The 21,879-nt window shown below is 64.6% G+C and carries 25 protein-coding genes and 1 tRNA gene; 15 read left to right on the forward strand and 11 right to left on the reverse strand.

Going from position 1 to position 21,879, the window contains the following annotated elements:
* Window positions 1-14: 14 nt before the first annotated feature.
* On the forward strand, window positions 15-1,667 hold the full coding sequence (gene dhaL / locus CH286_RS10955; RefSeq protein WP_094609237.1) for a dihydroxyacetone kinase subunit DhaL: 1,653 nt from the start codon (window positions 15-17) through the stop codon (window positions 1,665-1,667).
* Here the strand turns inward: dhaL and CH286_RS10960 are convergent.
* Genes CH286_RS10960 through CH286_RS10970 form a run of 3 tightly spaced genes read right to left on the reverse strand, consistent with a single transcriptional unit; the run spans window position 1,651 to window position 3,722 of the window.
* Window positions 1,651-2,136, reverse strand: a complete 486-nt coding sequence (locus tag CH286_RS10960) for a GAF domain-containing protein (protein WP_037154748.1) — start codon at window positions 2,134-2,136, stop codon at window positions 1,651-1,653. The genes dhaL and CH286_RS10960 overlap by 17 nt on opposite strands.
* Entirely contained in the window at window positions 2,112-2,801 is a 690-nt protein-coding gene (locus CH286_RS10965; RefSeq protein ID WP_052058762.1) for a DUF998 domain-containing protein, read from the reverse strand. The genes CH286_RS10960 and CH286_RS10965 overlap by 25 nt, the downstream gene beginning before the upstream one ends.
* Before the next feature lie 9 nt (window positions 2,802-2,810).
* Window positions 2,811-3,722 carry a hypothetical protein gene (locus tag CH286_RS10970; protein ID WP_141215832.1) on the reverse strand — a complete coding sequence of 304 codons (912 nt, stop codon included), beginning with the start codon at window positions 3,720-3,722 and terminating at the stop codon, window positions 2,811-2,813.
* Between the two features lie 37 nt (window positions 3,723-3,759).
* Here CH286_RS10970 and CH286_RS27625 point away from each other — a divergent pair, with 37 nt between their 5' ends.
* Window positions 3,760-3,963, forward strand: coding sequence for a hypothetical protein (locus tag CH286_RS27625; RefSeq protein WP_141215833.1), 204 nt, complete (start codon window positions 3,760-3,762; stop codon window positions 3,961-3,963).
* 6 nt (window positions 3,964-3,969) lie between these two features.
* Here the strand turns inward: CH286_RS27625 and CH286_RS10975 are convergent, their stop codons facing one another.
* Both CH286_RS10975 and CH286_RS10980 read right to left on the reverse strand, forming a co-directional pair.
* Window positions 3,970-4,386, reverse strand: a complete 417-nt coding sequence (locus CH286_RS10975; RefSeq protein WP_037154744.1) for a very short patch repair endonuclease — start codon at window positions 4,384-4,386, stop codon at window positions 3,970-3,972.
* Complete coding sequence (locus CH286_RS10980; RefSeq protein WP_037155921.1) at window positions 4,383-5,531, reverse strand: DNA cytosine methyltransferase; 1,149 nt, start codon at window positions 5,529-5,531, stop codon at window positions 4,383-4,385. Before CH286_RS10980 ends, CH286_RS10975 begins: the two co-directional genes overlap by 4 nt.
* Before the next feature lie 178 nt (window positions 5,532-5,709).
* On the opposite strand from CH286_RS10980, the gene CH286_RS10985 reads away from it, so the two are divergent.
* The 3 genes from CH286_RS10985 to CH286_RS10995 are packed head-to-tail and all read left to right on the forward strand — an operon-like array spanning window position 5,710 to window position 9,737.
* Entirely contained in the window at window positions 5,710-7,503 is a 1,794-nt protein-coding gene (locus CH286_RS10985) for an ABC transporter ATP-binding protein (RefSeq protein WP_037154742.1), read from the forward strand.
* Window positions 7,496-9,319 (forward strand): ABC transporter ATP-binding protein, encoded by a 1,824-nt coding sequence (locus CH286_RS10990; protein WP_037154740.1) that lies wholly within the window; start codon window positions 7,496-7,498, stop codon window positions 9,317-9,319. Before CH286_RS10985 ends, CH286_RS10990 begins: the two co-directional genes overlap by 8 nt.
* 40 nt (window positions 9,320-9,359) lie before the next feature.
* Window positions 9,360-9,737, forward strand: coding sequence for a hypothetical protein (locus CH286_RS10995; RefSeq protein WP_230592581.1), 378 nt, complete (start codon window positions 9,360-9,362; stop codon window positions 9,735-9,737).
* 22 nt (window positions 9,738-9,759) lie between these two features.
* Here the strand turns inward: CH286_RS10995 and CH286_RS11000 are convergent, their stop codons facing one another.
* The gene (locus CH286_RS11000; protein ID WP_230592582.1) at window positions 9,760-10,101 is read right to left on the reverse strand and encodes a hypothetical protein; all 342 of its coding nucleotides are present in this window, start codon (window positions 10,099-10,101) and stop codon (window positions 9,760-9,762) included.
* Window positions 10,102-10,290: 189 nt separating this feature from the next.
* Here CH286_RS11000 and CH286_RS11005 point away from each other — a divergent pair, with 189 nt between their 5' ends.
* The gene (locus CH286_RS11005) at window positions 10,291-10,806 is read left to right on the forward strand and encodes a putative glycolipid-binding domain-containing protein (RefSeq protein ID WP_032380655.1); all 516 of its coding nucleotides are present in this window, start codon (window positions 10,291-10,293) and stop codon (window positions 10,804-10,806) included.
* On the opposite strand, the gene CH286_RS11010 is transcribed toward CH286_RS11005, so the two are convergent.
* On the reverse strand, window positions 10,779-11,750 hold the full coding sequence (locus tag CH286_RS11010) for a prephenate dehydrogenase (protein ID WP_037154738.1): 972 nt from the start codon (window positions 11,748-11,750) through the stop codon (window positions 10,779-10,781). The two genes, CH286_RS11005 and CH286_RS11010, sit on opposite strands and share 28 nt — an antisense overlap.
* 63 nt (window positions 11,751-11,813) lie before the next feature.
* On the opposite strand from CH286_RS11010, the gene CH286_RS11015 reads away from it, so the two are divergent.
* The 4 genes from CH286_RS11015 (at window position 11,814) to CH286_RS11030 (ending at window position 13,251) form a co-directional block, all read left to right on the forward strand.
* On the forward strand, window positions 11,814-12,353 hold the full coding sequence (locus CH286_RS11015; RefSeq protein ID WP_008712456.1) for a tRNA adenosine deaminase-associated protein: 540 nt from the start codon (window positions 11,814-11,816) through the stop codon (window positions 12,351-12,353).
* 3 nt (window positions 12,354-12,356) lie between these two features.
* Window positions 12,357-12,812, forward strand: coding sequence for a nucleoside deaminase (locus CH286_RS11020; RefSeq protein WP_032379928.1), 456 nt, complete (start codon window positions 12,357-12,359; stop codon window positions 12,810-12,812).
* A 93-nt stretch (window positions 12,813-12,905) separates the two neighbouring features.
* The gene (locus CH286_RS11025) at window positions 12,906-13,103 is read left to right on the forward strand and encodes a CsbD family protein (protein WP_032404959.1); all 198 of its coding nucleotides are present in this window, start codon (window positions 12,906-12,908) and stop codon (window positions 13,101-13,103) included.
* A 58-nt stretch (window positions 13,104-13,161) separates the two neighbouring features.
* Window positions 13,162-13,251 (forward strand) — tRNA-Ser (locus tag CH286_RS11030).
* 226 nt (window positions 13,252-13,477) lie between these two features.
* Here the strand turns inward: CH286_RS11030 and CH286_RS11035 are convergent.
* From CH286_RS11035 to CH286_RS11045, 3 genes are read right to left on the reverse strand one after another with little or no spacing between them, the layout of a single operon-like run.
* The gene (locus CH286_RS11035) at window positions 13,478-13,933 is read right to left on the reverse strand and encodes a hypothetical protein (protein WP_037154731.1); all 456 of its coding nucleotides are present in this window, start codon (window positions 13,931-13,933) and stop codon (window positions 13,478-13,480) included.
* 23 nt (window positions 13,934-13,956) lie between these two features.
* Window positions 13,957-14,871 (reverse strand): alpha/beta hydrolase family protein, encoded by a 915-nt coding sequence (locus CH286_RS11040; RefSeq protein ID WP_037154728.1) that lies wholly within the window; start codon window positions 14,869-14,871, stop codon window positions 13,957-13,959.
* Complete coding sequence (locus CH286_RS11045) at window positions 14,868-15,878, reverse strand: PHP domain-containing protein (RefSeq protein WP_094609262.1); 1,011 nt, start codon at window positions 15,876-15,878, stop codon at window positions 14,868-14,870. Before CH286_RS11045 ends, CH286_RS11040 begins: the two co-directional genes overlap by 4 nt.
* 120 nt (window positions 15,879-15,998) lie before the next feature.
* On the opposite strand from CH286_RS11045, the gene CH286_RS11050 reads away from it, so the two are divergent.
* The gene (locus tag CH286_RS11050) at window positions 15,999-16,688 is read left to right on the forward strand and encodes a YceI family protein (protein ID WP_037154725.1); all 690 of its coding nucleotides are present in this window, start codon (window positions 15,999-16,001) and stop codon (window positions 16,686-16,688) included.
* On the opposite strand, the gene CH286_RS11055 is transcribed toward CH286_RS11050, so the two are convergent.
* Entirely contained in the window at window positions 16,669-17,574 is a 906-nt protein-coding gene (locus tag CH286_RS11055; RefSeq protein ID WP_037154723.1) for a sterol desaturase family protein, read from the reverse strand. The genes CH286_RS11050 and CH286_RS11055 overlap by 20 nt on opposite strands.
* Before the next feature lie 114 nt (window positions 17,575-17,688).
* On the opposite strand from CH286_RS11055, the gene CH286_RS11060 reads away from it, so the two are divergent.
* The 4 genes from CH286_RS11060 to CH286_RS11075 all read left to right on the forward strand — a co-directional run bounded on the left by CH286_RS11060 (window position 17,689) and on the right by CH286_RS11075 (window position 21,857).
* Window positions 17,689-18,324 carry an SOUL family heme-binding protein gene (locus CH286_RS11060; protein WP_037154720.1) on the forward strand — a complete coding sequence of 212 codons (636 nt, stop codon included), beginning with the start codon at window positions 17,689-17,691 and terminating at the stop codon, window positions 18,322-18,324.
* A gap of 46 nt (window positions 18,325-18,370) precedes the next feature.
* Entirely contained in the window at window positions 18,371-18,829 is a 459-nt protein-coding gene (locus CH286_RS11065; RefSeq protein ID WP_037154717.1) for an RrF2 family transcriptional regulator, read from the forward strand.
* A gap of 86 nt (window positions 18,830-18,915) precedes the next feature.
* Window positions 18,916-19,566, forward strand: coding sequence for an acyl-CoA-like ligand-binding transcription factor (locus CH286_RS11070; RefSeq protein ID WP_094609238.1), 651 nt, complete (start codon window positions 18,916-18,918; stop codon window positions 19,564-19,566).
* Window positions 19,567-19,568: 2 nt separating this feature from the next.
* Window positions 19,569-21,857, forward strand: a complete 2,289-nt coding sequence (locus CH286_RS11075) for an MMPL family transporter (RefSeq protein ID WP_037154714.1) — start codon at window positions 19,569-19,571, stop codon at window positions 21,855-21,857.
* Window positions 21,858-21,879 lie beyond the last annotated feature (22 nt).

Genomic DNA, 21,879 nt, shown 5'->3' on the forward strand with positions numbered 1-21,879 from the left:
GTTAGGGTGGAGCCATGTTCTCCAATTCCCCTCGAACATTCGTTGCCGACGCCCTCCGCGGCTTCGTCGCCGCCACCGACGACGTCACCTGGCATGCCGATCCCGGATTTCTCACCCGCCGCTATCGCATCTCCGACGGGCAAGTTGCCCTCCTGTCCGGTGGGGGATCGGGTCACGAGCCGATGCACGCCGGATTCATCGGTCGCGGCATGCTCACCGGAGCGTGCCCCGGTCTGGTCTTCACCTCACCGAACGCCCTTCAGGTGCACGAGGCATCCAAGGCCGTGGACTCCGGCGGCGGAGTGGTGCACATCGTGAAGAACTACACCGGCGACGTGATGAACTTCAAGATCGCCCGAGAGTTGTTGCAGGAGGACGGCATCGTCGCCGACGTTGTTCTCGTCGACGACGACGTGGCCAGTGAGAGCGAGGACGGTCCGGGTCGCCGCGGCACCGCAGCGACCATCGTCGTCGAAAAGGTCTGCGGCGCAGCGGCAGAACGCGGCGACAGTTTGCAGGCGGTCGTCGCACTGGGGCGTCGAACAGCGGAGAACGCACGCAGTATGGCGGTCGCACTGAATCCGCCAACGTTGCCTGGAGCGGACGAACCGTCGTTCGAATTGCCCAAGGAGGAAATCGAACTCGGCATCGGTATCCACGGAGAACGCGGCACCGACCGCGTGCCCCGGCTGCCTGCCCAGGAGATCGTCGCGAAACTGACCGATCCCATCGTGGACTCACTCGGGTTGAACTCGGGCGAATCGGTGATCGCGGTGGTCAACGGGCTCGGGGCAACGCACCCGCTGGAGCTGCACCTGCTGTTCGGTGAACTCTCGGAGTACCTGCACGGCAAAGGGATCGAGATCTCCCGCTCGCTCGTCGGTAGCTTCGTCACCGCGTTGAACATGGGCGGAGCGTCGATCACCCTCGTGCGCGCCGACGACGAGATGCTCGAACTCTGGGACGAGCCGACCGACGCTCCCGGCTGGCCGAACGCTCACAGTCGAGGCGCGAAGCCGGTGGCCGAGCGTGGCGGATTCGGACCGACGTTCTCGCCGTCCGACACCGGTGGGAAGTCGGCATTCGTTTCCGAGTGGATCGGGTCGTGGGCGCAGCGCGTACTCGACGAGGAGCCGGCACTGACCGAGTTGGATCGCAAGGCGGGCGACGGCGACTTCGGAACCAACATGGTGGCCGCACTCGAACAACTCGATCTGGACGCCGTGAAGGAAACCTACTCGGCAGCAACGGTATTCGAGGCGGTAAGTGAGGCCTACCTCGGCCATGCGGGCGGTACGTCCGGCGCGCTGTTCGGCATCTGGTTCCGCCAGTTCTACCGGTCGATGCTGGAATCCGAGCCGGATCGCGCGGCGATCGGGCAGGCCGCCCGGGCGGGACTGGACAGCATCACCGAACTCGGCGGCGCACGGGTGGGCGACAAGACGATGGTCGACGCCATCGCCCCGGCCGTCGAGGCGCTCGAGAAGGACGGCGGCACCCTGCAGCAGGCCGCCGACGCCGCGAAAACCGGAGCCGAATCGACGAAGGACATGACCGCCAACCGCGGTCGCGCCAGCTACGTCGGTGAGGCCGCGCGAGGCGTCGTCGACCCCGGTGCGCTCGTCATGGCGTGGTTCTTCGAGGCGGCAGCTAGCTCAGCGAACTGAGAAAGACCTCCGCGATCGCTTCGAGGCCGGCCTGATCGTCGGCGTCGAAGCGATTCGGCACGGGGCTGTCCAAGTCGAACACACCGATCAGAGTGTCGCCCTGGTACAGCGGTACGACGACCTCGGAGCGGGTGTTGGCATCGCACGCGATGTGACCCGGGAAGGCGTGGACGTCGGCAACTCGCTGCGTCTCGCGGGTGGTGGCGGCAGCGCCGCATACGCCTTTGCTCAACGCGATGCGGACACAGGCCGGCTGCCCCTGAAACGGCCCGACGACGAGTTCGGTGCCGTCGTACAGGTAGAATCCGACCCAATTGACTTCCGGCAGAGCGTGATAGACCAACGCGGAGAGGTTGGCGGCATTGGCGATCAGGTTCGACTCTTCGTAGACGAGGCCCTTGGCCTGCTCGGCCAGCTGCTGATACTGCTCTACCTTGGACCCGTTCAGTTCGGTCGCGGTGAAAGACATGCACCGAGTCTAAGCGCACACCCCAGCACCACCAGATACGCCGACATACCGCCCACCTGAACCCGCTGGGCAACACCGAGGCCGTGATCGCCAGGAACATTGTCGGCGATCATCAGCCATGCCGTTGCCAGGGTCGTGACAGCCAGCACCGCGACACCGAGCGTCCGGAGGAGGGGATAGGGCTCATAACGGAATGCAGCGAGCGTGAACGCGATCATGACCGTGAAGATCGCGAACACCGCGATGGTGCTGGTGAGTGCGTGCAGGTGATGGAGTTGCGGGAACAATCCGCTGGGTTCGATCGGACAGGTCGGATCGTCGGCGGCCACACACTCGAGGGGAAGTTTTGCGTCGGCGATGGTGGCGATACCGAAGATGCCCGACGCCACCCAGCCGGTGACGACGAGCCGTCGACGCTGGGTGGCGAGGAAGCCGAGGACCGCCGCGACGATCATCAGTGAACCGGTGACGACGTCTGCGGTGGAGAAGAATTCGCGGTACGGCTGATCGCGGGCGTCGAGTTCGCTGAGAAACGATGTGGTGGGGTCGAGACCGGTGTCGATGAAGAATTCGGCCACCCACGCGGAGTACAGCAGGCCGGCGAGGATCAAGCAGATCGCCACTACGACGCTGCGGATATCAACGCCTTCAGTTTTCGAACGCACCGATCAAGGCTAGCCAGTCAGTACATCGGCAGCTGCCACCGCCAGTGCGACCGCGGACTCGCACTGGTCGGTCAGGACGGTCAGTGTGGGAACCGTGCGGGCAAAGAGGGCGGCAGTGTCGTCTTTCTCGGGCATACCGAGCACGGGGTTGCCCAACACGATGTCCGCGAAGCACGCCGATTCCGAGCCGCGTGTTTCGACGGTGTAGCCGCCCTGCTCGACGGTCTTGCGGTCATTCGAACGCATGTCACCGTCGACGTAGTCGAGAGTGACGTCGAGCATCGCCACGTTGTCCTCGAACGTTGCCGAGGACGCCGTGAAGTGGCAACGGTACGGATCGGAGGGAGGGTTCCAGCGGTCCACCGTCCAGGTTGCGGGCAAGTGTTCCAAGACGGCGCATACATCTCTCGAGGCAAGCGGGAGGTTGTACTTCGAATCGGCGCGCAGCGGTGGATCCTCCAAGAGACGCAGTGCGGTCTCGGTCGCCGACTTTGCTGCGGAGCAGGCGTCCGCGTCGGCGCGATAGACGTCGATTGTGGCGAAGCCGCGGCCGGATTCGGTGAGGAAACCGTCCATGGGCCCCGGGGTGGAGCCGTCGAACTCGTCGCGGAGCGGAAACCCGATGCGGCACGACCCTTGCGACGAGTTGTCCAGATACACCTGTTCGTCACCGATCGTGATCTGCTCGTAGTCCGGGTCGTCGGACGTCGGTTGATATCCGTTCAGATCGATCGAGACGGAGTCGGTGGCGCTCGATCTCCCAGGGTTCAGGCTGGCCGAGCACGTGCTCAACTCGCCGTCGGGGCGGAGCTGCACCACGGTGCCGAGGGCAGCGAGATCGTCCTCGGTGAGAAAGCCACACGGATCGAGACTGCGTACGAATGCTGCCGTGTCGGCCAGATACCGGTCTGACTCCGACATCTCGAATCCGTACCTGTTCTGCGGTAAAGAACTGCCGGTGGGCGACGAACTGCCAGCGGGAAACGCGCTGCCGAGCAACACCACCGCGCATCCGCTCGTCGATACCGACATCGCCAGCGCCACTGCCGCGAGCAACCAATTTCTGCGCACTGTTTTCCCCCGAACTCGAATCGACCGATCATGGGGTTGGACGCGCGGGGACGGGAAAGGGTTTCAGGCGGGAGTGGAGCCCGCGGAATGACCCAGATTATTCAGCTTGGAGTTCGTTCTCAACGCGGTCGGCGGCGACGGCGGGATCTTCGTGTTCCCAGATGCGCACCACGCGCCAGCCCTCCGCGAGGAGCTTCTCATCGGTGTCGCGATCGCGGGCGACGTTGGCGGCCAATTTGTCGGCCCACCACTGAGCGTTGTTGCGGGGCTTGGTCGCGTGCACCGGGCAGCTGTGCCAGAAGCAACCGTCAACGTAGACCGCGACTTTGCGTTTGGGGAACACCAGATCTGCTCGACGCCGCATGCCCTTCAGCGGAGCACGATCGACGAAATACCGCAGACCTCGCCGGTGCAGTGCCCGCCGCAGGGCCACCTCCGGTTTGGTGTCGCGGCGTTTCTGCTTGCTCAGTCTCGCGCTGGTTTTCGCATCGGTTATCGGCCGGGAAGCGCTCACACCGGAACCCGCTCGGCGTATCCGCCCATGCGCTCGAGGTGGGCGTCGAGATCGTCGAGGAATCCCGGAGCGAAACGGAGGCTGCCGGCCCGGGCCCGTTTGAGAAATCCGGCGGTCGCGCGTGCGGAGAGCAGCTTCGAGTCGTCGAGAAAGCCGGCCAGGTCCTCGTACGGTTCGTGCACCGGCATGGTCGAGATCGTCACCTTGAACGTCGTCCGGTCACGTCCCCAGGCTGCTGTCGGCCAGGCCTGGCCAGGCAGAACAGTCGCATCGTTCGAGGCGTCGTAGGGCTTCGGGTCGTCGAGAGCGCGCGCGGCCCATGACGCCATCCGCACACTGACGGCATTGCCGACGAGCTTCCAGCGATGTCCGCTGCGGACGCCGGGCTGCTGGACGGCAGGCAGCGTCCAGTCCGGATCGAATCCCTGCAGACGCTCGGCCCCGATGATGCCGGGCGTGACGATTTCCCCGGACGGCAACCGCACCGCCGGGGGACTGGCAATGCCGAGTGAGGACCCGCCCTTGAGCGTCGGGACCGCGTTGACGGCCCAGCCCAGTCCGCGGATTCCCTCGGTCCAGTAGAACCCGCACGGCTGGGTGCTCGGGTCGCCGTCGGGCAACGGGCCTGCATCTTGGGAGAACAGCACCTCGCGCGGATCGTCGGTGCGCGAGGCCAGCATCACCACCCGCTGCCGACGCTGCGGCAATCCGAACGCTCGGGCGTCGACGACGCGGTAGGCCCACATGTAGCCGAGGTCTTCGAGTGCGTCGGTGATGTGCCGCATGGCGGCCCCGCGGCCGAGTTGCAGCATGAACGGCACGTTCTCGATCAGTAGCCAGCGTGGGCCGCGCCGCCGCGTGACCAGCCGAAAGACCTCGTCGACCAGGCCGGATCGGGCGCCGGTGATGCCCGCGGTGCGCCCTGCCTGGGAGAGGTCCTGGCACGGAAAGCCTGCTGCTACCAATTCGGTGTCGGCGGGCAGGCTGCGGAGTGTGGTGACATCGCTGTGCAGGGGGACGTCGGGCATGCGGGCGGTGAGGACGGCTTGGGCTCCGGGATCGACCTCGCACAGCAACTGCGTCGACCAGCCCGCCTCGGCCAACCCCAGCTCCAGCCCGCCGATTCCCGCGAACAACCCGACCATCGACCGTGCGCTCACGTATGCCCTTCTCTCGCCCGACGGTCCTACGGTACTCGAGAGTGGTAGGCCTTGACCTCGACCTAGCTCGAGGTTTCACACTGGAATGCGAGCGCCGAAAAATCGGTTGGAAACTGAGCCTGTGCAATGAAATCATTCGAGCACAGCAATAAGGAGAAGAACTGTGTCTACGGGTGTGCTCGATCCCGAAACCCGAACCCGCGATCAGCCATACCCGGACACGGCGAAGGTGCCCAGCTCACTGCAGCGTTTTGCGCCGTTCCTGGCCCCGTACAAGTGGTTCTACATCGGCTCGATCGTGGTCTCGCTCATCGCGACTCTGACCGGTCTGGTCATTCCTCTGGTGATACAGCGCGTGATCGACGGACCCATCACCGATCGCAATTTCTCGGCGGTGTGGTGGCCCGCAGCGTTGATTTTGCTGTTGGGCACCATCGACGCGGCCGGGATTTGGGTGCGGCGTTACCTGGTGTCCAGGCCGTCGAGTCAATTCGAGATCACCGCTCGTGCAACAGTATTCGACAAATTGCAACGCCTCTCGGTCGCGGCGCACGAAAGTTGGGAATCGGGTCAGCTGCTCTCACGTGCCATCGCGGACCTCGGTTCGCTGCGCCGGTTCATGGCCTTCATCGGCCCGTTCATCATCATCAACGCCGTCACGCTCGTTGTGGGTATCGGCGTATTGCTGGTCCAGTCCTGGCAATTGGGGCTGATCATGCTGGTGACGTCGGTGCCGCTGGTGATCGCCTGCACCAAGTTCGAGACGCTGTACCGCGTCGTAGCGCGTGATGCTCAGGATCAGGCGGGAGATGTCACGACGACGGTCGAGGAATCCATCCAGGGCATTCGCGTCCTGAAGGCGTTCGGTCGAAGTGCGCACCTGGGCAAGCAGTTTCTTCGGCAGGCTCGTACTCTTCGCGGAACCGAGCTGAAGAAGGTGCGCTACCTCGCGATCATCTGGGCCGTCATCGTCGGGCTGCAACCGATCACCATCGGAGCGATTCTGGCCGTGGGGACGTACTCGATCGTGCAGGGCACGATGACGGTCGGCACCCTCGTTGCGGCCATCGCCATCGTCACGTTCCTGTTGTGGCCGATCGAGTCGTTCGGCTACCTGCTGGCAGAGCTGAACAATGCACGTACAGCAGCGGATCGGTACTGGGAGATCATGGACACTCCCGAAACCGTCACCGATCCAGACAATCCCGTCGAACTGCCCGAAAGAATCCGTGGCCGAGTGCAATTCGACCGCGTCGGATTCACTTTTCCCGACTCGTCCTTGCCGCTGCTCGAGGATGTCAGTTTTGTCGTCGAGCCGGGGGAGACCGTTGCGCTCGTCGGTAACACCGGCAGCGGAAAGACCGCACTGACCAACCTGGTTCCTCGGCTGTTCGACGTCACCGAGGGGTCCATCACGATCGACGGTATCGACGTGGCCTCGATGCGATTGTCGGACCTGCGTTCCATCGTGTCGGTGGCCTTCGAGGATCCGGTGCTGTTCTCGGCCAGTGCGCGCGAGAACATCGCACTCGGTTCTCCTGGGGCGTCCGACGCGGAGATTGCGGAGGCGTTGGAGATCGCGCACGCAACGGATTTCGTCGAGCGGCTGCCGTGGGGTTTGGCCACTCGCATCGGAGAGCAGGGCATGAGCCTGTCCGGCGGACAGCGGCAGCGGCTCGCGTTGGCACGCGCGGTGCTGGGCAAGCCACGGGTGCTGGTGCTCGACGACCCGCTGTCCGCGCTCGACGTGGACACCGAAGCGAAAGTACAGAAGGAGTTGCGGCGCGTGTTGGCGCATTCGACGACAGTGCTGGTGGCACATCGGCCGTCGACCGCTGCGTTGGCCGACCGCGTGCTCTATCTCGAGAACGGAACAATTGTGGAGCAGGGAACACACGAGGGACTGTTGGCGTCGTCGCCGCGGTACCGCGAGGTGATGGGGTCGGTCCATGAGTGATCAGAGCGCCACCGAGGATTGGCGGGGCGTCGGCGGGGAGGAATCCGAGGTCGACGCCACCGGAAACCTGGTGCTGGCCGGACGTTCTCGTCGCTTGCTGGCATCACTGGTGCGCCCGTACAAGAAGCAGGCCCTGCTGTCGTTCCTGATCATTCTGGTCGACAACATCACCTACGTGGCGGGCCCACTGTTCATCGCCTATGCACTGGACAACGGCGTCGGCGCTGCGGGGCAGGGCGATTGGGGTCCGTTGCTGTGGGCGGTCGGCGGCTACACCGGCTTCGGTCTGCTCGGAATGTTCACCACCTATGCGTTTCTCACCGTCTCGGGGCGGCTCAGCCAGAACATCCTCTACGACCTGCGTGGCCGGGTGTTCGATCATGCACAGAAGCTGAGCCTGTCGTTCCACGAGAAATACACCTCGGGACGGCTGATCTCGCGACTGACCAGCGACGTCGAGTCTCTGCAGACCTTGCTGGAGAGTGCGCTCAACGATGCACTGACGGCCATCCTGTCGATGGTGTCGATCGCGATCATTCTGGTGTATCTCGATGTACCGATGGCGCTGATCGTGCTGGCCGGCTTCGTTCCGCTGGTGCTCGTCACCCGGTGGTCGCAGCGTCGCCAACGTCAGGGATACCGTCGAACACGGGTGGCGATCGCGCGCGTCGTGGTCCACTTCGTGGAGTCGATGGGCGGCATTCGCGCAGTACAGGTGTTCCGGCGTGAGGGCCGCAACGACGCCATCCTGAGCACCGAGGATTCGGAGTATCGGGACGCCACCACCGCGGCGTTGCGCGGTATGGCGAGCTACACCGGCATCGTGCGCTGGATCGGCAACGTCACGCTTGCGATCATCCTGGTGTTCGGTAGCTGGCGAGTGATCAACGGCCACATGGACATCGGCGTGCTCGCGGCCTACGTGCTGTATCTCCGACGGTTCTACGGGCCGCTCGACGAGTTGGCGATGGTGTTCAACGCCTACCAGTCCGCCGCGGCTGCGCTGGAGAAGATCTCCGGCGTGCTCGAGGAGGAACCGTCGGTGATCGCGCCGAAGAATCCGGTGAAGATCGGAACGGCGAAGGGCGACATCACGTTCGACGACGTGCACTTCTCGTACGGCTCCGAGCGCGTTGTGCTGCCCGAGTTCTCGTTGCACGTGCCCGCAGGTCAGGTGGTCGCGATGGTCGGGGCCACCGGAGCCGGAAAGTCGACACTGGCAAAGCTGTTGGCGCGCTTCTACGATCCGACGGCCGGAGCCGTGAGACTCGACGGCATCGACATGCGCGAGATCAGCGACGAGGACCTACGCCGCAACGTCGTCATGGTGACGCAGGAGTCGTTCCTGTTCTCCGGTTCGGTGGCAGACAACATCCGTCTCGGACGTCCGACGGCGACCGATGCGGACGTGCGGGCTGCGGCCGATGCCGTCGGACTGACCGAGTTCATCGCGTCGCTGCCCGACGGCATCGATACCGACGTACGCAAGCGCGGTGGCCGATTGTCCTCGGGGCAAAGGCAATTGGTGGCTTTCGCGCGGGTGTTCCTCGCGGCACCGTCGGTGATCGTGCTCGACGAGGCAACATCGAGTCTGGACATCCCGAGCGAGCGGCTGGTGCAGCGTGCACTCGAGACCATCCTGCAGGGGCGAACGGCGCTGATCATCGCGCACCGCCTGTCGACGGTGGCCATTGCGGATCGCGTTCTGGTCATGTCCGACGGCGACATCGTCGAGGACGGAACTCCCGAGGATCTGATCGCGGGAGAGGGACGCTTTGCGCACCTGCACGAGGCGTGGGAAGACTCGCTGGTCTGATTTTCGTAACGCCTGGTCGGTCCCCAGCGAAATGGCCTGTATGAGAAGAACATTTGTAGCGGCAACACGAGTTGCCACCGTCGTCGTCTCAGGTCTGGCCTTTTCAGCAATCATCGGCGCAGGCGTTTCCCATGCTGACACTCAGGATTGCTCCATCGCCCACGATGCCTTCGGCGCGTCTGCAACGTGTCACGACACCGGTGCGCCTCCGGGGAGGGAGTACGTACTGATCACCGAATGTTGGGGCTTTCATGTCACCGCCGCCGTTCCGTTCCTGGCGGTCGGTCCCTACACCTCGTCGAGCCGATACTTCGTGCCGACAGGTCAGGCGTCGGGTAACTGCGGTTCGAGCTGGGACCAGCCGACGTCGACTCTCGGTGTGGTCACCGGTGCCCACGTGGAGATCTATCGCCAGTGAGATCGGCCTGGTGACCGGCTGATCACGTCCAGGGAGTGATGGGCGGCTTGACCCACATGATCTTCTCGTCGGCGTGCTGGGGCGTCGCCCCGTCGTGACCGGGGTGTTCGGCCGCCCATGCGGATTTGCGGTCGAGCAGCTCGGCCACGATGGTCCACGTTTCCAGCGTGCTCGGCGGGTGCAGGTCGGCGGCGCGGGCGAGTTTCCTGCGGACGGCGTCGGTGAGGTCGAGCAGTTCGGCTCCGGTGATACCGCGATCCCAGACATAGCGCGCCAATGCCGTCGCCTTGTCCTGTCGACTCTTGGCAGCCTGTTCGGAATGTGCGAAATCGAACTGCCCGCCGCCTGTGTTCTCTGTCGTCACGGTCATCACCTTAAGTAATGTGCGGGAAAAGGCACGTCCGCTTGTTCTCGAGGGGGGCTCGTCGCCTACCGTAGATGGGTGATCACTCAAGCATCGGGTGCCGAGCATGCCTCCGTCCCTGCGTCCGACTCCACCGACGCCAAAACCTGGCCCTCGATCCTGACGTGGCGAGCGCACGATGTTCCGCGCATGGAGTCCGTGCGCGTTCAGCTCTCCGGCAACCGAATCAAGGCTGCCGGACGCATCATCGGTGCCGCGTGTGCCGATCATCCCGCTTTCAGCGCCTCCTACGACCTGGTGACCGACGAATACGGCGTCACCAAGCGGCTGTCGGTGCGCACCTCGCTCGCCTCCGGTGATCGGCAGGCGTCCGTCAGCCGAGACGACGAGGGCTACTGGATGGTGGAGAACAGCGCAAGCCATCAGCGCTCGACCTACAGCGGCGCTCTCGACGTCGACATGGTGCTCAGTCCGTTCTTCAACACGCTGCCGATCCGTCGCTTCGGTCTGCACACCCAGGTCCAGGACCTCGAAGTGCCGACTGTGTACGTCAATCTCCTCGACCTCAGCATCCAGGAGGCCACGCTGACCTACAGCAGTGGTTCCGAGGGTATCCACGTCATCTCGCCGGTGTCGACGTCGTCCGTCACGGTCGATGCCGAGGGATTCGTTCTCGATTACCCCGGATTGGCCGAACGGATCTGACGCACGACGCCGCCGCGTCGACCCGCGTCCTGCAGTTTTTCTCGCCACCCCGGCTCCCCCGGGGTGATGTCGGTGATCTCGAAACGCTGGTGCTGCTCGTACTGCAGCCGCGCTGCGTTTCCGGCGTCGACCAGCGTTTTCGTCGAGTTCTTGTCCAGTTCTTCGCGCGCTGCGGTGAGCGCATGCATCGCTTCGTCGAGTGCAGTCCGTAGCGCGGCTGCGTTGCCCTCGGTCATCGCCCGGACGAGATTCGGTGACGACGACGCCACCCGCGTCCCGTCGCGAAACGAGCTCGCAGCCAGGCCCAACGCCAACGGTCCGCCGGCCGCTCCGACGATCGCCAGTGCCTCGGCCAGCAGATGCGGTAGGTGGGAGATCCGGGCCACGGCGCGATCGTGCTCGATGCTCTCGGCCGGCACCACCACCGAGCCGCAGTCCAGGGCGAGCCGGGCCACGCGGACCCATACGTCCGCGTCTACGTCGGGGTCCGTGGACACCACCCACACCGCGTCGGCGAACAGCGTGGGGTCGGTGGCGGACCAGCCCGAATGATTGGTGCCCGCCATCGGGTGCCCGCCGACATAGCGCGCCTGCAGTCCGCGAGCAGTCACAGCGGCAGCGACCTCGGCCTTGACGCTGACCACATCGGTGAGCGGAGCCGAGGGTGCGTGCTCGGCGACGGCGGCCAGAATGGAATCGACAGCGGGCATCGGGACGGCGATGACGATCAGCGCATCCTCCTCGGATGCCCTGGTCAGAGCAGCTGTCAGATCGGTACCGACGTCGTATCCGTCGGCTGTAGCACCGGCGATCGCGTCGGCCGATCGGTTCCACCCCCACGCCTGACGGCCGGCACCGTGTGCGGCGCGCAGGATCGACCCACCGATCAGTCCTAGACCGAGAACGCACACCGAGGAAGAAGTCACCCGATCAGATTGGCACAGGTGGGTGCTGTCGATGGGAGGTGGACTTCGAATACCGACCCATACCGGACTACCGTTGCGGCCATGGCCGCACAGCGCGCGAAAGACAATCGCGCATCCGCATCGGAGTACGACGACCTCGAGGGATTCGGCGTTGCAGTTGTCCGAGAGGACGGCAAGTGGACCGTGACGCCGCTGTCCGACGATGCACTGACCAGCCTGTCGGCGGCAGAGACCGAATTGCGTGAACTTCGCAGCTCGGGTGCCGTGTTCGGGCTGCTCGACGTGGACGAGGAATTCTTCGTGATCCTGCGTCCGGCACCGAACGGCACGCGCCTGCTGCTGTCCGACGCGGTCGCCGCAGTGGACTACGAGATTGCCGCTGACGTTCTCGATGCGTTGAACATCGAGATCCCTGACGTCGACCCCGACGAGCTCGACGACATCGAACCGTACGAGGAAGGCGACCTCGCCCTGCTAGCCGACCTCGGACTACCCGAGGCCGTGCTGGGCATCATCGTCGCCGAGACGGACGACTACCCGGACGAGCAGCTGCAATCCATCGCCGAACGTCTGGGCTTCGAGGACGAGTTCGCTGCTGCGGTGAACAAGCTGCGACGCTGACCGATGGTGGTATCCGACGCGGACATGATCCGCGCAGCGCTCTCGGCCGCGGCCGAGGCATCGGATGCCGATGTACCCGTCGGAGCCGTCGTGTTCGATGCCTCGGGACGTGAGATCGCCCGGGCCTGCAATGCGCGGGAGGCGTCGGGCGACCCCACCGGACACGCGGAAGTGATCGCGTTGCGTCGAGCAGCGGCGGTGCACGGTGACGGTTGGCGACTCGAGGGCTGCACCCTGGCCGTCACGCTGGAACCCTGCACGATGTGCGCGGGGGCGCTGGTATTGGCCCGCGTCGGCGCTGTGGTGTTCGGCGCGTGGGAACCCAAAACCGGAGCCGTCGGCTCGCTGTGGGACGTCGTGCGGGATCGTCGACTCACTCATCGCCCTCAGGTTCGCGGCGGGGTACTCGAAGCCGAATGCGCCGAAGTGTTGACCAGGTTCTTCGCTCGCCAGAGATAACGATCTCGTCACACGGTGGCCCCGATGTCCAATTTTGTGGAGGGTGGAGGGCAGAGCGCAACGCTGCGCTCCGAACTTGCGAAGGAGACATTCATGGGACTCGGCGACAAGATCTCGAACAAGACCGAAGACCTCGGCGGCAAGGCGAAAGAAGCCGCAGGTTCGGCCACCGGAGACAAGGACCTCGAAGCAGAGGGCAAGGGCGATCAGACGTCGGCCGCAGTGAAGGACGGCGTCGAGAAGGTCAAGGACGCAGCGTCGAACATCAAGGACAAGCTCACCGGCAACTAGTTTTATGTGCTGAGCAGGCGATTTAGCCTCAGGCCGTCATTCCGGTACAGTCTTCTGCGGTGGCGTGTCCGAGCGGCCTAAGGAGCACGCCTCGAAAGCGTGTGAGGGTTCACCCCCTCCGAGGGTTCAAATCCCTCCGCCACCGCCAAGAACTCCTCACCCGATCCGTCGGGTGGGGAGTTTTTTTGTGTGCTGGGGGCGTGGGTATGCGGCCGGGTTGGGTTCGGCCGCAAACGCGCGCGCATTCGTCGTACGCGCGCGGATTCGCCACCGATTCGGTGTCTATTTCGCGCGCTCTTGGCAAGTGCGCGCGCGTTTGCGGGATCACCGGGGCCGGGATCGCCGGGGCTGCCGAACTCCAGCGACTCAGACGCTCAGCATTGCCCCGTACCCGCGGCGTCGAGTCCACGCAGAATTTGTTCCTGATCACTGGGCGGCACGGTGTTCCAGCTCGGCGCGGTGGTCATTTCGTTGCGCAGACCCTCGACCGACTTGGCGCGATCGGAGATTCCGGTTTGTTCGAGTGCATCGATGGACGGCAAAAATTGGGTACAGGTCTGCTGGTACAGCGCTTCGCCGGTGACGCCCGAGGTTGGATCGGTGGGGGCGGCGGGCTCGGCAGCAGGTGCCTCGGACTCGGGGGTGTCCGCGGGTGCCGGGGCGTCGAGCGTGGTGCTGGCGGGAACTGTCGTGGAGGCCGCGGCAGACGTCGTTGTGCTCGTCGCGGCGGGAGTGGTCGACGCGGCCTCGGTCGACGCATCGTCGCTGCATCCGGCAATCGAGACTGCCACGATCAGCCCGAGCAATCCGGTCGCGATTTTTCCGTTCATCGCAACTGTGTACCACCTACGGCTCAGAGAAGGGTCTGCGCACGTCCGGTGATGGTGCTCAATGCCGTCGACCAGGCCCGGTTCTTCGGGTCGAGAAACGCGCCGTGTCCGGCTCCGGGAAGTACGACGAGTTCGGTGTCGGTGCTGCCCGCCTTGGTCGCTGCATCGACGTAGACGCGGCTCTGATTGACCGACACCGTCTGATCGGCGTCACCGTGCAGCGCAGTCAGCGGAACGTCGAGGGGGAGATATTCGATGGGCGACGCGATCTTGTAGCGGCCCGGTACCTCGTTCGGCATGCCGCCGAGGAAGACCGGCACGAACTTGTCGTTTCCGAGTGTGGCCGCCCGCTTCATGTCGAACACGCCGGCCATGATGGTGGCGCTACGCGGCTTGATTCTCGGTTCCGCTCCCGGCGCGTCGACGGGCATCAGGTGTCGAGCGGCCACCCATGCGGCCAGCTGCCCGCCGGCCGAGTGTCCGGCGACGTGGACGCGATCGAGATCGAGCCTCCCGCCTGCTGCGTCCTGTACGACGGTTGCCAATGCCTCGGTGGCGTCGTCGACGTCGGAGAGGGTGTTGGCCCAGTTGTTCGGCCCGCGCCGATATTCGACGTTCCAGACGGCGATGCCCTCGTCGGCGATGGCCGCCGACATCTGCTCGAAGTACGACAGGTCGAGATCCTCCTGCCATCCGCCTCCGTGAATCATCACCACCACCGGCAGTGAGGTGGCGTTGTTGTCGGGGAGGTAGAGATCGCCGATGTTGTCCGGATCGTATCCGTACTTCAATCGGACAGGGTCGCCAACAGGACCCGAGACCGGTTGCAGCGCAGCCGAATACGTCTCGGCCGTACTCGGTGAGGAATCGGTGTCGTTGGAGCTGCAGCCAACCAGCGCCACCGCGAGCAGGCCGGAGAGGAAGTGACGACGGTTCACGCGCGGCGATCCGTCCAATCGAGCAGTTCGTCGAGCGGCCAGGTGTTGATCACTCGCTCCGCGGGCACACGGCGGGCCTCGGCGCGGATACAGCCGTACCCCTGCCAGTCGAGCTGGCCTGGTGCGTGCGCATCGGTGTCGATGGAGAACAGGCACTCGCGTTCGAGCGCGATGTCGATGAGGCGCTCGGGTGGATCCTGTCGTTCGGGTCGGGCATTGATCTCCACCGCGGTGCCGAATTGGCGGCAGCCCTCGAACACCACGGGCGCGTCGAATGTCGATTCGGGCCTGGTGCCGCGACCGCCCTCGACGAGCCGTCCGGTGCAGTGGCCGAGGACGTCGACGTGCGGGTTCGCGATGGCGGTGACCATGCGTTTGGTCATCGCCTTCGAATCGGCACGCAGGTTGGAGTGCACGCTCGCCACCACTACGTCCAGCTCGGCGAGCAGGCCTTCGTCCTGGTCGAGCGAACCGTCGTCGAGGATGTCGACTTCGATTCCGGTGAGGATGCGGAACGGTGCGAGCCGTTCGTTGAGTTCGGCGACGATGTCGAGTTGGGCGCGCAGACGCTCGGCGGTGAGGCCGTTCGCGACCTTCAGGCGCGGGGAATGATCGGTCAGCGCGCAGTACTCGTGGCCGAGCCTGGCCGCGGTACGCATCATCTCCTCGATGGGGCTACCGCCGTCGGACCAGTTGGAATGGGTGTGCAGATCACCCTTGAGCGCGGCGCGGAGGTCGTTGTTGCCGATGGGCTCGGCAGCGTTTCGTTGCTCGGCCAGATAGTCCGGAACGTCCTGCGTCAGAGCCTGACGAATGATCAGCGAGGTCTTGGCTCCGATGCCGGCCAGTGAGGACCAACTGTCGGCCTTCTCGTGCTCGGATCGTTGTGCAGGACCGAGAGATTCGACGACATCGGCGGCTCGCCGATAGGCCTTGACGCGGTGGGTGTCCGAGCGTGAGCGCTCGAGCCAGTATCCGATCTCTCGAAGTGCGTCCACCGGATCCATGCGTTCCATTGTGCCTGCCGGTACCGACACGTGCGCACGGGGTAAACGGACAAAACTCTCAGGGAGTTACCAGGTCGCTCATCTCCCATGGGCTTGAAGCTGCAACTATCATCGGCAGCCATGACCAAGAAATGGTGGATCGTAGGCGTGGTTGTCGTTGTGCTCGTGGCACTCGGGCTGTACTTCGGGCCCAAGATCTACGCGTCGTTTCAAGAAGACGCCGCCCCAGCGGCGTCCGTCGACACCTCGGGCGCGCAGGCGGCGACGACCGAGGATCTGAACGGAACATGGACCGTCACCCCAGGCGACGCGTCGAACACCACCGCGGCGGGCTACACCGTCGACGAGGTACTCAACGGCTCGGACGTGACCGTTGTCGGGTCGACGCCCGAGGTCAGCGGTTCGGTCAGCATCGCCGACAACTCCTTGACCACCGGTGAGGTTGTGGTGCAGACCAATTCGATCACCACCGACAGCGATCGCCGAGACAACCAGTTCCGCGGCAACATCTTCGACACCGCGACGTATCCGACGGCGACGTTCACGATCGACTCGCCGATCGATCTGTCCGGCCTCCCCAAGGATGGAACCTCCGAAACCGTCACGGCCGAGGGCACGTTGACGCTCAAGGATCAGACTCGCCCCGTCTCGGTGGAGATGCAGGTACTGCAATCCGGTGACACGCTCATCGCGTCGGGTGCCATTCCGACGACATGGGCCGATTACGGCGTCGAACCGCCGTCGCTCGGTTTCGTCACCGTCGAGGATTCGGGCACCGTCGACTTCCTGATCAATCTGAGCCGGCAGTAGCTCGTTCTCGTGGGGCCTCCGGCGTCCATCCCGGCGGTCCGACGAGATATCCGACGCGTTCCTTCCATGACCGCGATGCCGCAACATCCCGTGCGATGTTGCGGTATTCGTGTGTCTGGAGGGTCCAGATGTTGAACGTGTCGACAGGCTTGGTCAATCCGTAGTTCGGCCGCTCGACCTCCTCGGCGTACGTTCCGAACAACCGATCCCAGACGATGAGGATCCCGCCGTAGTTCTTGTCGAGGTACTGCGGATCGCGGCCGTGATGGACGCGGTGATGGGAGGGCGTGTTGAAGACGTACTCGAACGGGCGCGGGAGCCGGTCGATGCGCTCGGTGTGCACCCAGAACTGATAGACGAGGTTGATCGAGAATCCGACGAACACCATCCATGGCGGCATGCCCAACAGGGGGAGTGGCAGCCACATGATGACCTCGCCGCTGTTGTTCCACTTCTGTCGCAGCGCCGCGGCGAAGTTGAAGTACTCGCTCGAATGGTGGGACTGATGCGTCGCCCAGATGATTCGAGTTCGATGCGCGATGCGGTGATATCCGTAGAACAGCAGGTCGACGCCCAGGATCAGAATCACCCAGGTGTACCAGGCGTCTGCGGGAAGGTGCCACGGTGCGAGGTAGACGTAGATGGCCGTGTAGCCGACCAACGCCAGCGCCTTCCATGCCGTGGTGGTCACGATCGACACCAGGCCCATGCTCAGGCTGGCCCGCGCGTCTCTGCCGGAGTAACCGCCGCGTGCACCGTCTTCGAGCTTCGCCGCTGCGATCCATTCGATCGTCAATAGCAGCGCGAACGCGGGGATGGCCAGCGCGACGGGATCGCGCAGCGGTTCAGGCAGTGCATTCCACGCCGAGCCGATCCACTCGCTCATCGAACCTCCAGTGCGTGACAGTAACGGAGGAAGTGTAACGCTGTCGGACCAGGTTTCCCACAGCTCGTACCGTGGAATGTGCGCACCTGTCGGCCGAGAGAGCGGAGTGGAACATTGTTGAAGAAGATCACGTCCACGATCGGACAGGTGGGCGAGGCCGCGTTGGGTGTCGTCGGAATTCGGGTCGGTACGGAGGAGCCGCCGCACACGAGCCGTCGACTGACCGATGCGGTGGAGATTCGTCGCTACGAACCGCGCATCGCGGCCCAGACCACCGTCGACGCAGATGAAGAAGAGGCACGCCAGGAGGGATTTCGTCGCCTGGCCAGGTACATCTTCGGTGCAAACGGGGGTAAGCAGAAGGTCGCGATGACCGCTCCTGTCAGTCAGTCGTCCGCAGGCTCGCAGAAGATCGCGATGACGGCTCCCGTGTCGAGCACGCCCGGCAGCGACGGCTGGGTTGTCCGGTTCTTCATGCCGTCGAAGTGGACGATGGACACGCTTCCGAAGCCCGACGACGACCGCGTGACGTTGACGTCGGTTCCGGCGGAGACGGTGGCCGTGCTGCGTTTCAGCGGTGGGCGCGGCCGGGACGACGTCGAACCGCAGATGGCGGCGTTGACCGCAGCGCTACGCGCACACGGCATCGAGATGCTGGGTGAGCCGATGACCTGGTTCTACGATCCGCCCTGGACCGTGGCGCCACTCCGTCGCAACGAGGTGGTCGTGGTGGTACCGGACGGTTCCTGACGGGCGACTGCTCGCTAATTTCCTACCGAAATGATAGGAATTGACGGTGCACATCACGGCGAGGGCGGACTATGCGGTGCGGACGCTCATCGAACTGGCAGCGGTCGGCGGGCAGGGCCCCGCGAAAGCCGAGGCGCTGGCCGCTGCGCAAGGTATACCGCACAAGTTTCTCGAATCGGTGCTCTCGGATCTGCGTCGCGCGGACCTGGTGTGCAGCAGACGAGGGCCGGACGGCGGCTATTGGTTGGCGCGGGAGGCGTCGGACATTTCTGTTGCCGATGTGATCAGGGCCGTCGAGGGGCCGCTGGCGTCGGTGCGTGGTCAACGGCCCGAGGATGCGGAGTACGCCGGCCCGGCCGAGCCGCTCACCCGAGTGTGGCTGGCGGTGCGCGTCAATCTGCGCGCGGTACTCGAGGCGGTGTCGCTCGCAGACATCGTCGAGGACGATCTGCCGGGATTCGTGAAAGAGCTGGTCAACGAGCCAACGGCGTGGGCTCGTCGATGACCTGAGTCACACCGACGGTCAGGTGTGGCGCGATCGACAAAATTGCACGTCTCTGCAAACTTGCAGAACCGTGCAAGTTCCGTACGTTGGTAATCGTGACTTCTCCGACGGGCCTTCGTGATCTGAAGAAGGCCGCTACCCGCGACGCTCTCGGTCTGGCGGCCGTGCGTCTGGGAAAGCTGCACGGCTTCGACGCGGTCACCGCCGACGCCATCGCGCACGAGGCGGGAGTCTCCACCCGCACGTTCCATAACTACTTCTCCAACAAAGAGGAAGCGGTTCTGCACCACATCGAGGTCTCGGCCCTCGAATGGTTCGAGCTCCTGCGCGCCAGGCCGTCGACAGAGCCGATCTGGGACTCGTTGCGGCACATAGCAATCAACCTCGTCGCGGACCCCGGCCGGGATCTGGACGATACCTTCGCGGCAGCGCGGCTCATCGAGGCCAACCCCGCCCTGATGGCCCGCAGACTCGAAATGCACCACTCACTGACCCGCAAACTCGGCGAGGCCATCGCCGAGCGCACCGGAACGGACATCGATACCGATCTGTACCCGAACCTGCTGCAGATGGCCGTCGGTGGTGCCGTGACGTCTGCACTGAACATCTGGATCACCGACCCCGCAGGTGCGTCGACACCGAAGGCTCTCATCGAAGACGCCTTCGACCAACTCCGCGCTGGACTTCCCGAACCACATCCCCACCCCGACTCGTCCGAACACAACCGAGGAGCTTGACAGTGGCCACCTATCTCTACCGAATCGGAAGATTCGCGTACCGACGCAAGGGCATCGTCCTCGGACTGTGGCTGGCGATTCTGATTCTCGCCGCCGTGGGCGCATCGACGCTGTCCGCGCCGACGGTCAACTCGTTCAGCATTCCGGGAACACCCGCTCAGGCTGCACTCGACCTGCAGAAGGAGCGGTTCGGCGGAGCCGAGGACCCGCTGCAAGCGGTCAACGCCGAGTACGTCTTCCAGGCACCGGACGGCCAGTCACTCGATACCCCGCAGTACACCTCCGCCATCGACGCCACCATCGCCGACATCCAGAAGATCGACGCGGCTAAGCCAGCAGAAGGTGCACCGCCACTTGCCAATCCGGTCGCGGCCAACCAGTCGATCGTCGAGCAGTACACCAAGGCGGCCACCGAAGCAGGCACCCCGGCCGACCAGATAGCGGCCGATGCGGCCGCCACCTCGCCGCTGAGCCCCGACGGCAACGTGGGTACCGTCACCGCGCCGATCAACGTCGATCTTGCCGACGTCACCGATCAGATTCGTAGCGATCTCGACGCCGCCGCGCAGCCGGCCCGCGATGCAGGCTTGAACGTCATCCTCGGCGGCACCGTCGCGCAGGAGAATCCGTCGCCCGGCGGAAGTTCGGAGCTCGTCGGTCTGGCCGTCGCCGCCATCGTTCTTCTCATCATGTTCGGCTCGGCCGCCGCTGCCAGCCTGCCGCTGATCACCGCGATCGTCGGCATCGGCATCTCGAGTCTGGCCATCACCACGGCCTCCGGGTTCGCAAGCCTGTCCTCGTTCACCCCGATTCTCGCCATCATGATCGGTCTCGCAGTCGCGATCGACTATTCGCTGTTCATCCTGGCGCGATACCGGCACGAGCTCACGCTCACCGACGACCGCGAGGAAGCCGTCGGACGGTCGGTCGGAACCGCGGGCTCCGCCGTCGTGTTCGCAGGTGCAACGGTGCTCATCGCCCTCGTAGCCCTCCGCGTGGTCGGCATCCCGTTCCTGTCCCAGATGGGTCTGGCCGCAGGTTTCGCGGTGTTCGTTGCCGTCCTGATCGCATTGACGTTCCTGCCCGCCATGCTCGGCGTCTACAAGGGCAAGGCTTTCGCGGGCAAGCTCAAGTTCGTCAACACCACCGACCCCGAGGACCCGGAGGCCAAGCCCACCAACGGACTTCGTTGGGCTCGATTCCTGGTCAAGAGGCCGATCCTCGGACTCGTCGGAGGCATCGTGCTCCTCGGCGTCATCGCAGGGCCGACCACAGGGTTGTCTCTCGCGCTCCCGTCGATCGCCACCTCGGACCCGTCCACGCCTGCCCGTCAGGCATACGACGTCACCGAAAACGCCTTCGGGCCGGGACGTAACGGTCCGCTGCTCGTCATCGCCGATGCGTCCGGCGTCGCCGAGGCCGATCGCACTGCGTCCTTCGGCAAGGTCATCGAGACGATCACCGCGCAATCCGACGTCACGAATGCGCAGATCGTCGCCGTCAACCCGGCGGGTGACACGGCTCAGATACTCGTCACCCCGTCGAGCACACCCAACAGTGACCAGACGAAGGCGCTCGTCACCAACCTCCGCGACGCCGAGAGCGGATTGCAGGAGAGCGCGGGCGTTTCCTACGGCGTGACCGGAGAGACCGCGATCGGGATCGATATCTCGGAGCGGTTGCAGAGCGCGCTGATTCCGTACCTGGCTGTGGTTGTCGGACTGGCGTTCGTGCTGCTGATGCTGGTGTTCCGCTCGATTCTGGTGCCGCTCACCGCGACGGTCGGGTTCCTGCTCAGCGTGCTGGCCACGTTCGGAGCGACGGTGTTCATCTTCCAAGAGGGTGGGCTGGGCCTGATCTCCAACCCGCAGCCGATCGTCAGCTTCATGCCGATCTTCCTCATCGGTGTGGTGTTCGGTCTCGCGATGGACTACCAGGTCTTCCTCGTCTCGCGTATGCGTGAGGAGTTCGTCCACGGAGCCGCTGCCAAGGATGCCGTCGTCAACGGCTTCAAGTACGGCGCACGCGTGGTCACCTCGGCTGCAGTCATCATGATCTCGGTGTTCGCCGCGTTCATCGCCGAGCCGGACTCGTTCATCAAGTCCATCGGCTTCGCGCTCGCTGCGGCCGTGTTCTTCGACGCGTTCGTCGTGCGCATGGTGCTGATTCCGTCGGTGATGGCTCTACTGGGCGACAAGGCCTGGTGGCTGCCGAAGTGGCTGGACAAGATCCTGCCCAACGTCGACATCGAAGGTGCCAAGTTGAAGACGGCTCCGGAGAAAGGCCTGTAGTTCCCGGGCAGCAACCGGTCGG

The sequence above is a fragment of the Rhodococcus sp. WWJCD1 genome, assembly GCF_002258735.1.
Lineage (GTDB): Bacteria > Actinomycetota > Actinomycetes > Mycobacteriales > Mycobacteriaceae > Rhodococcoides.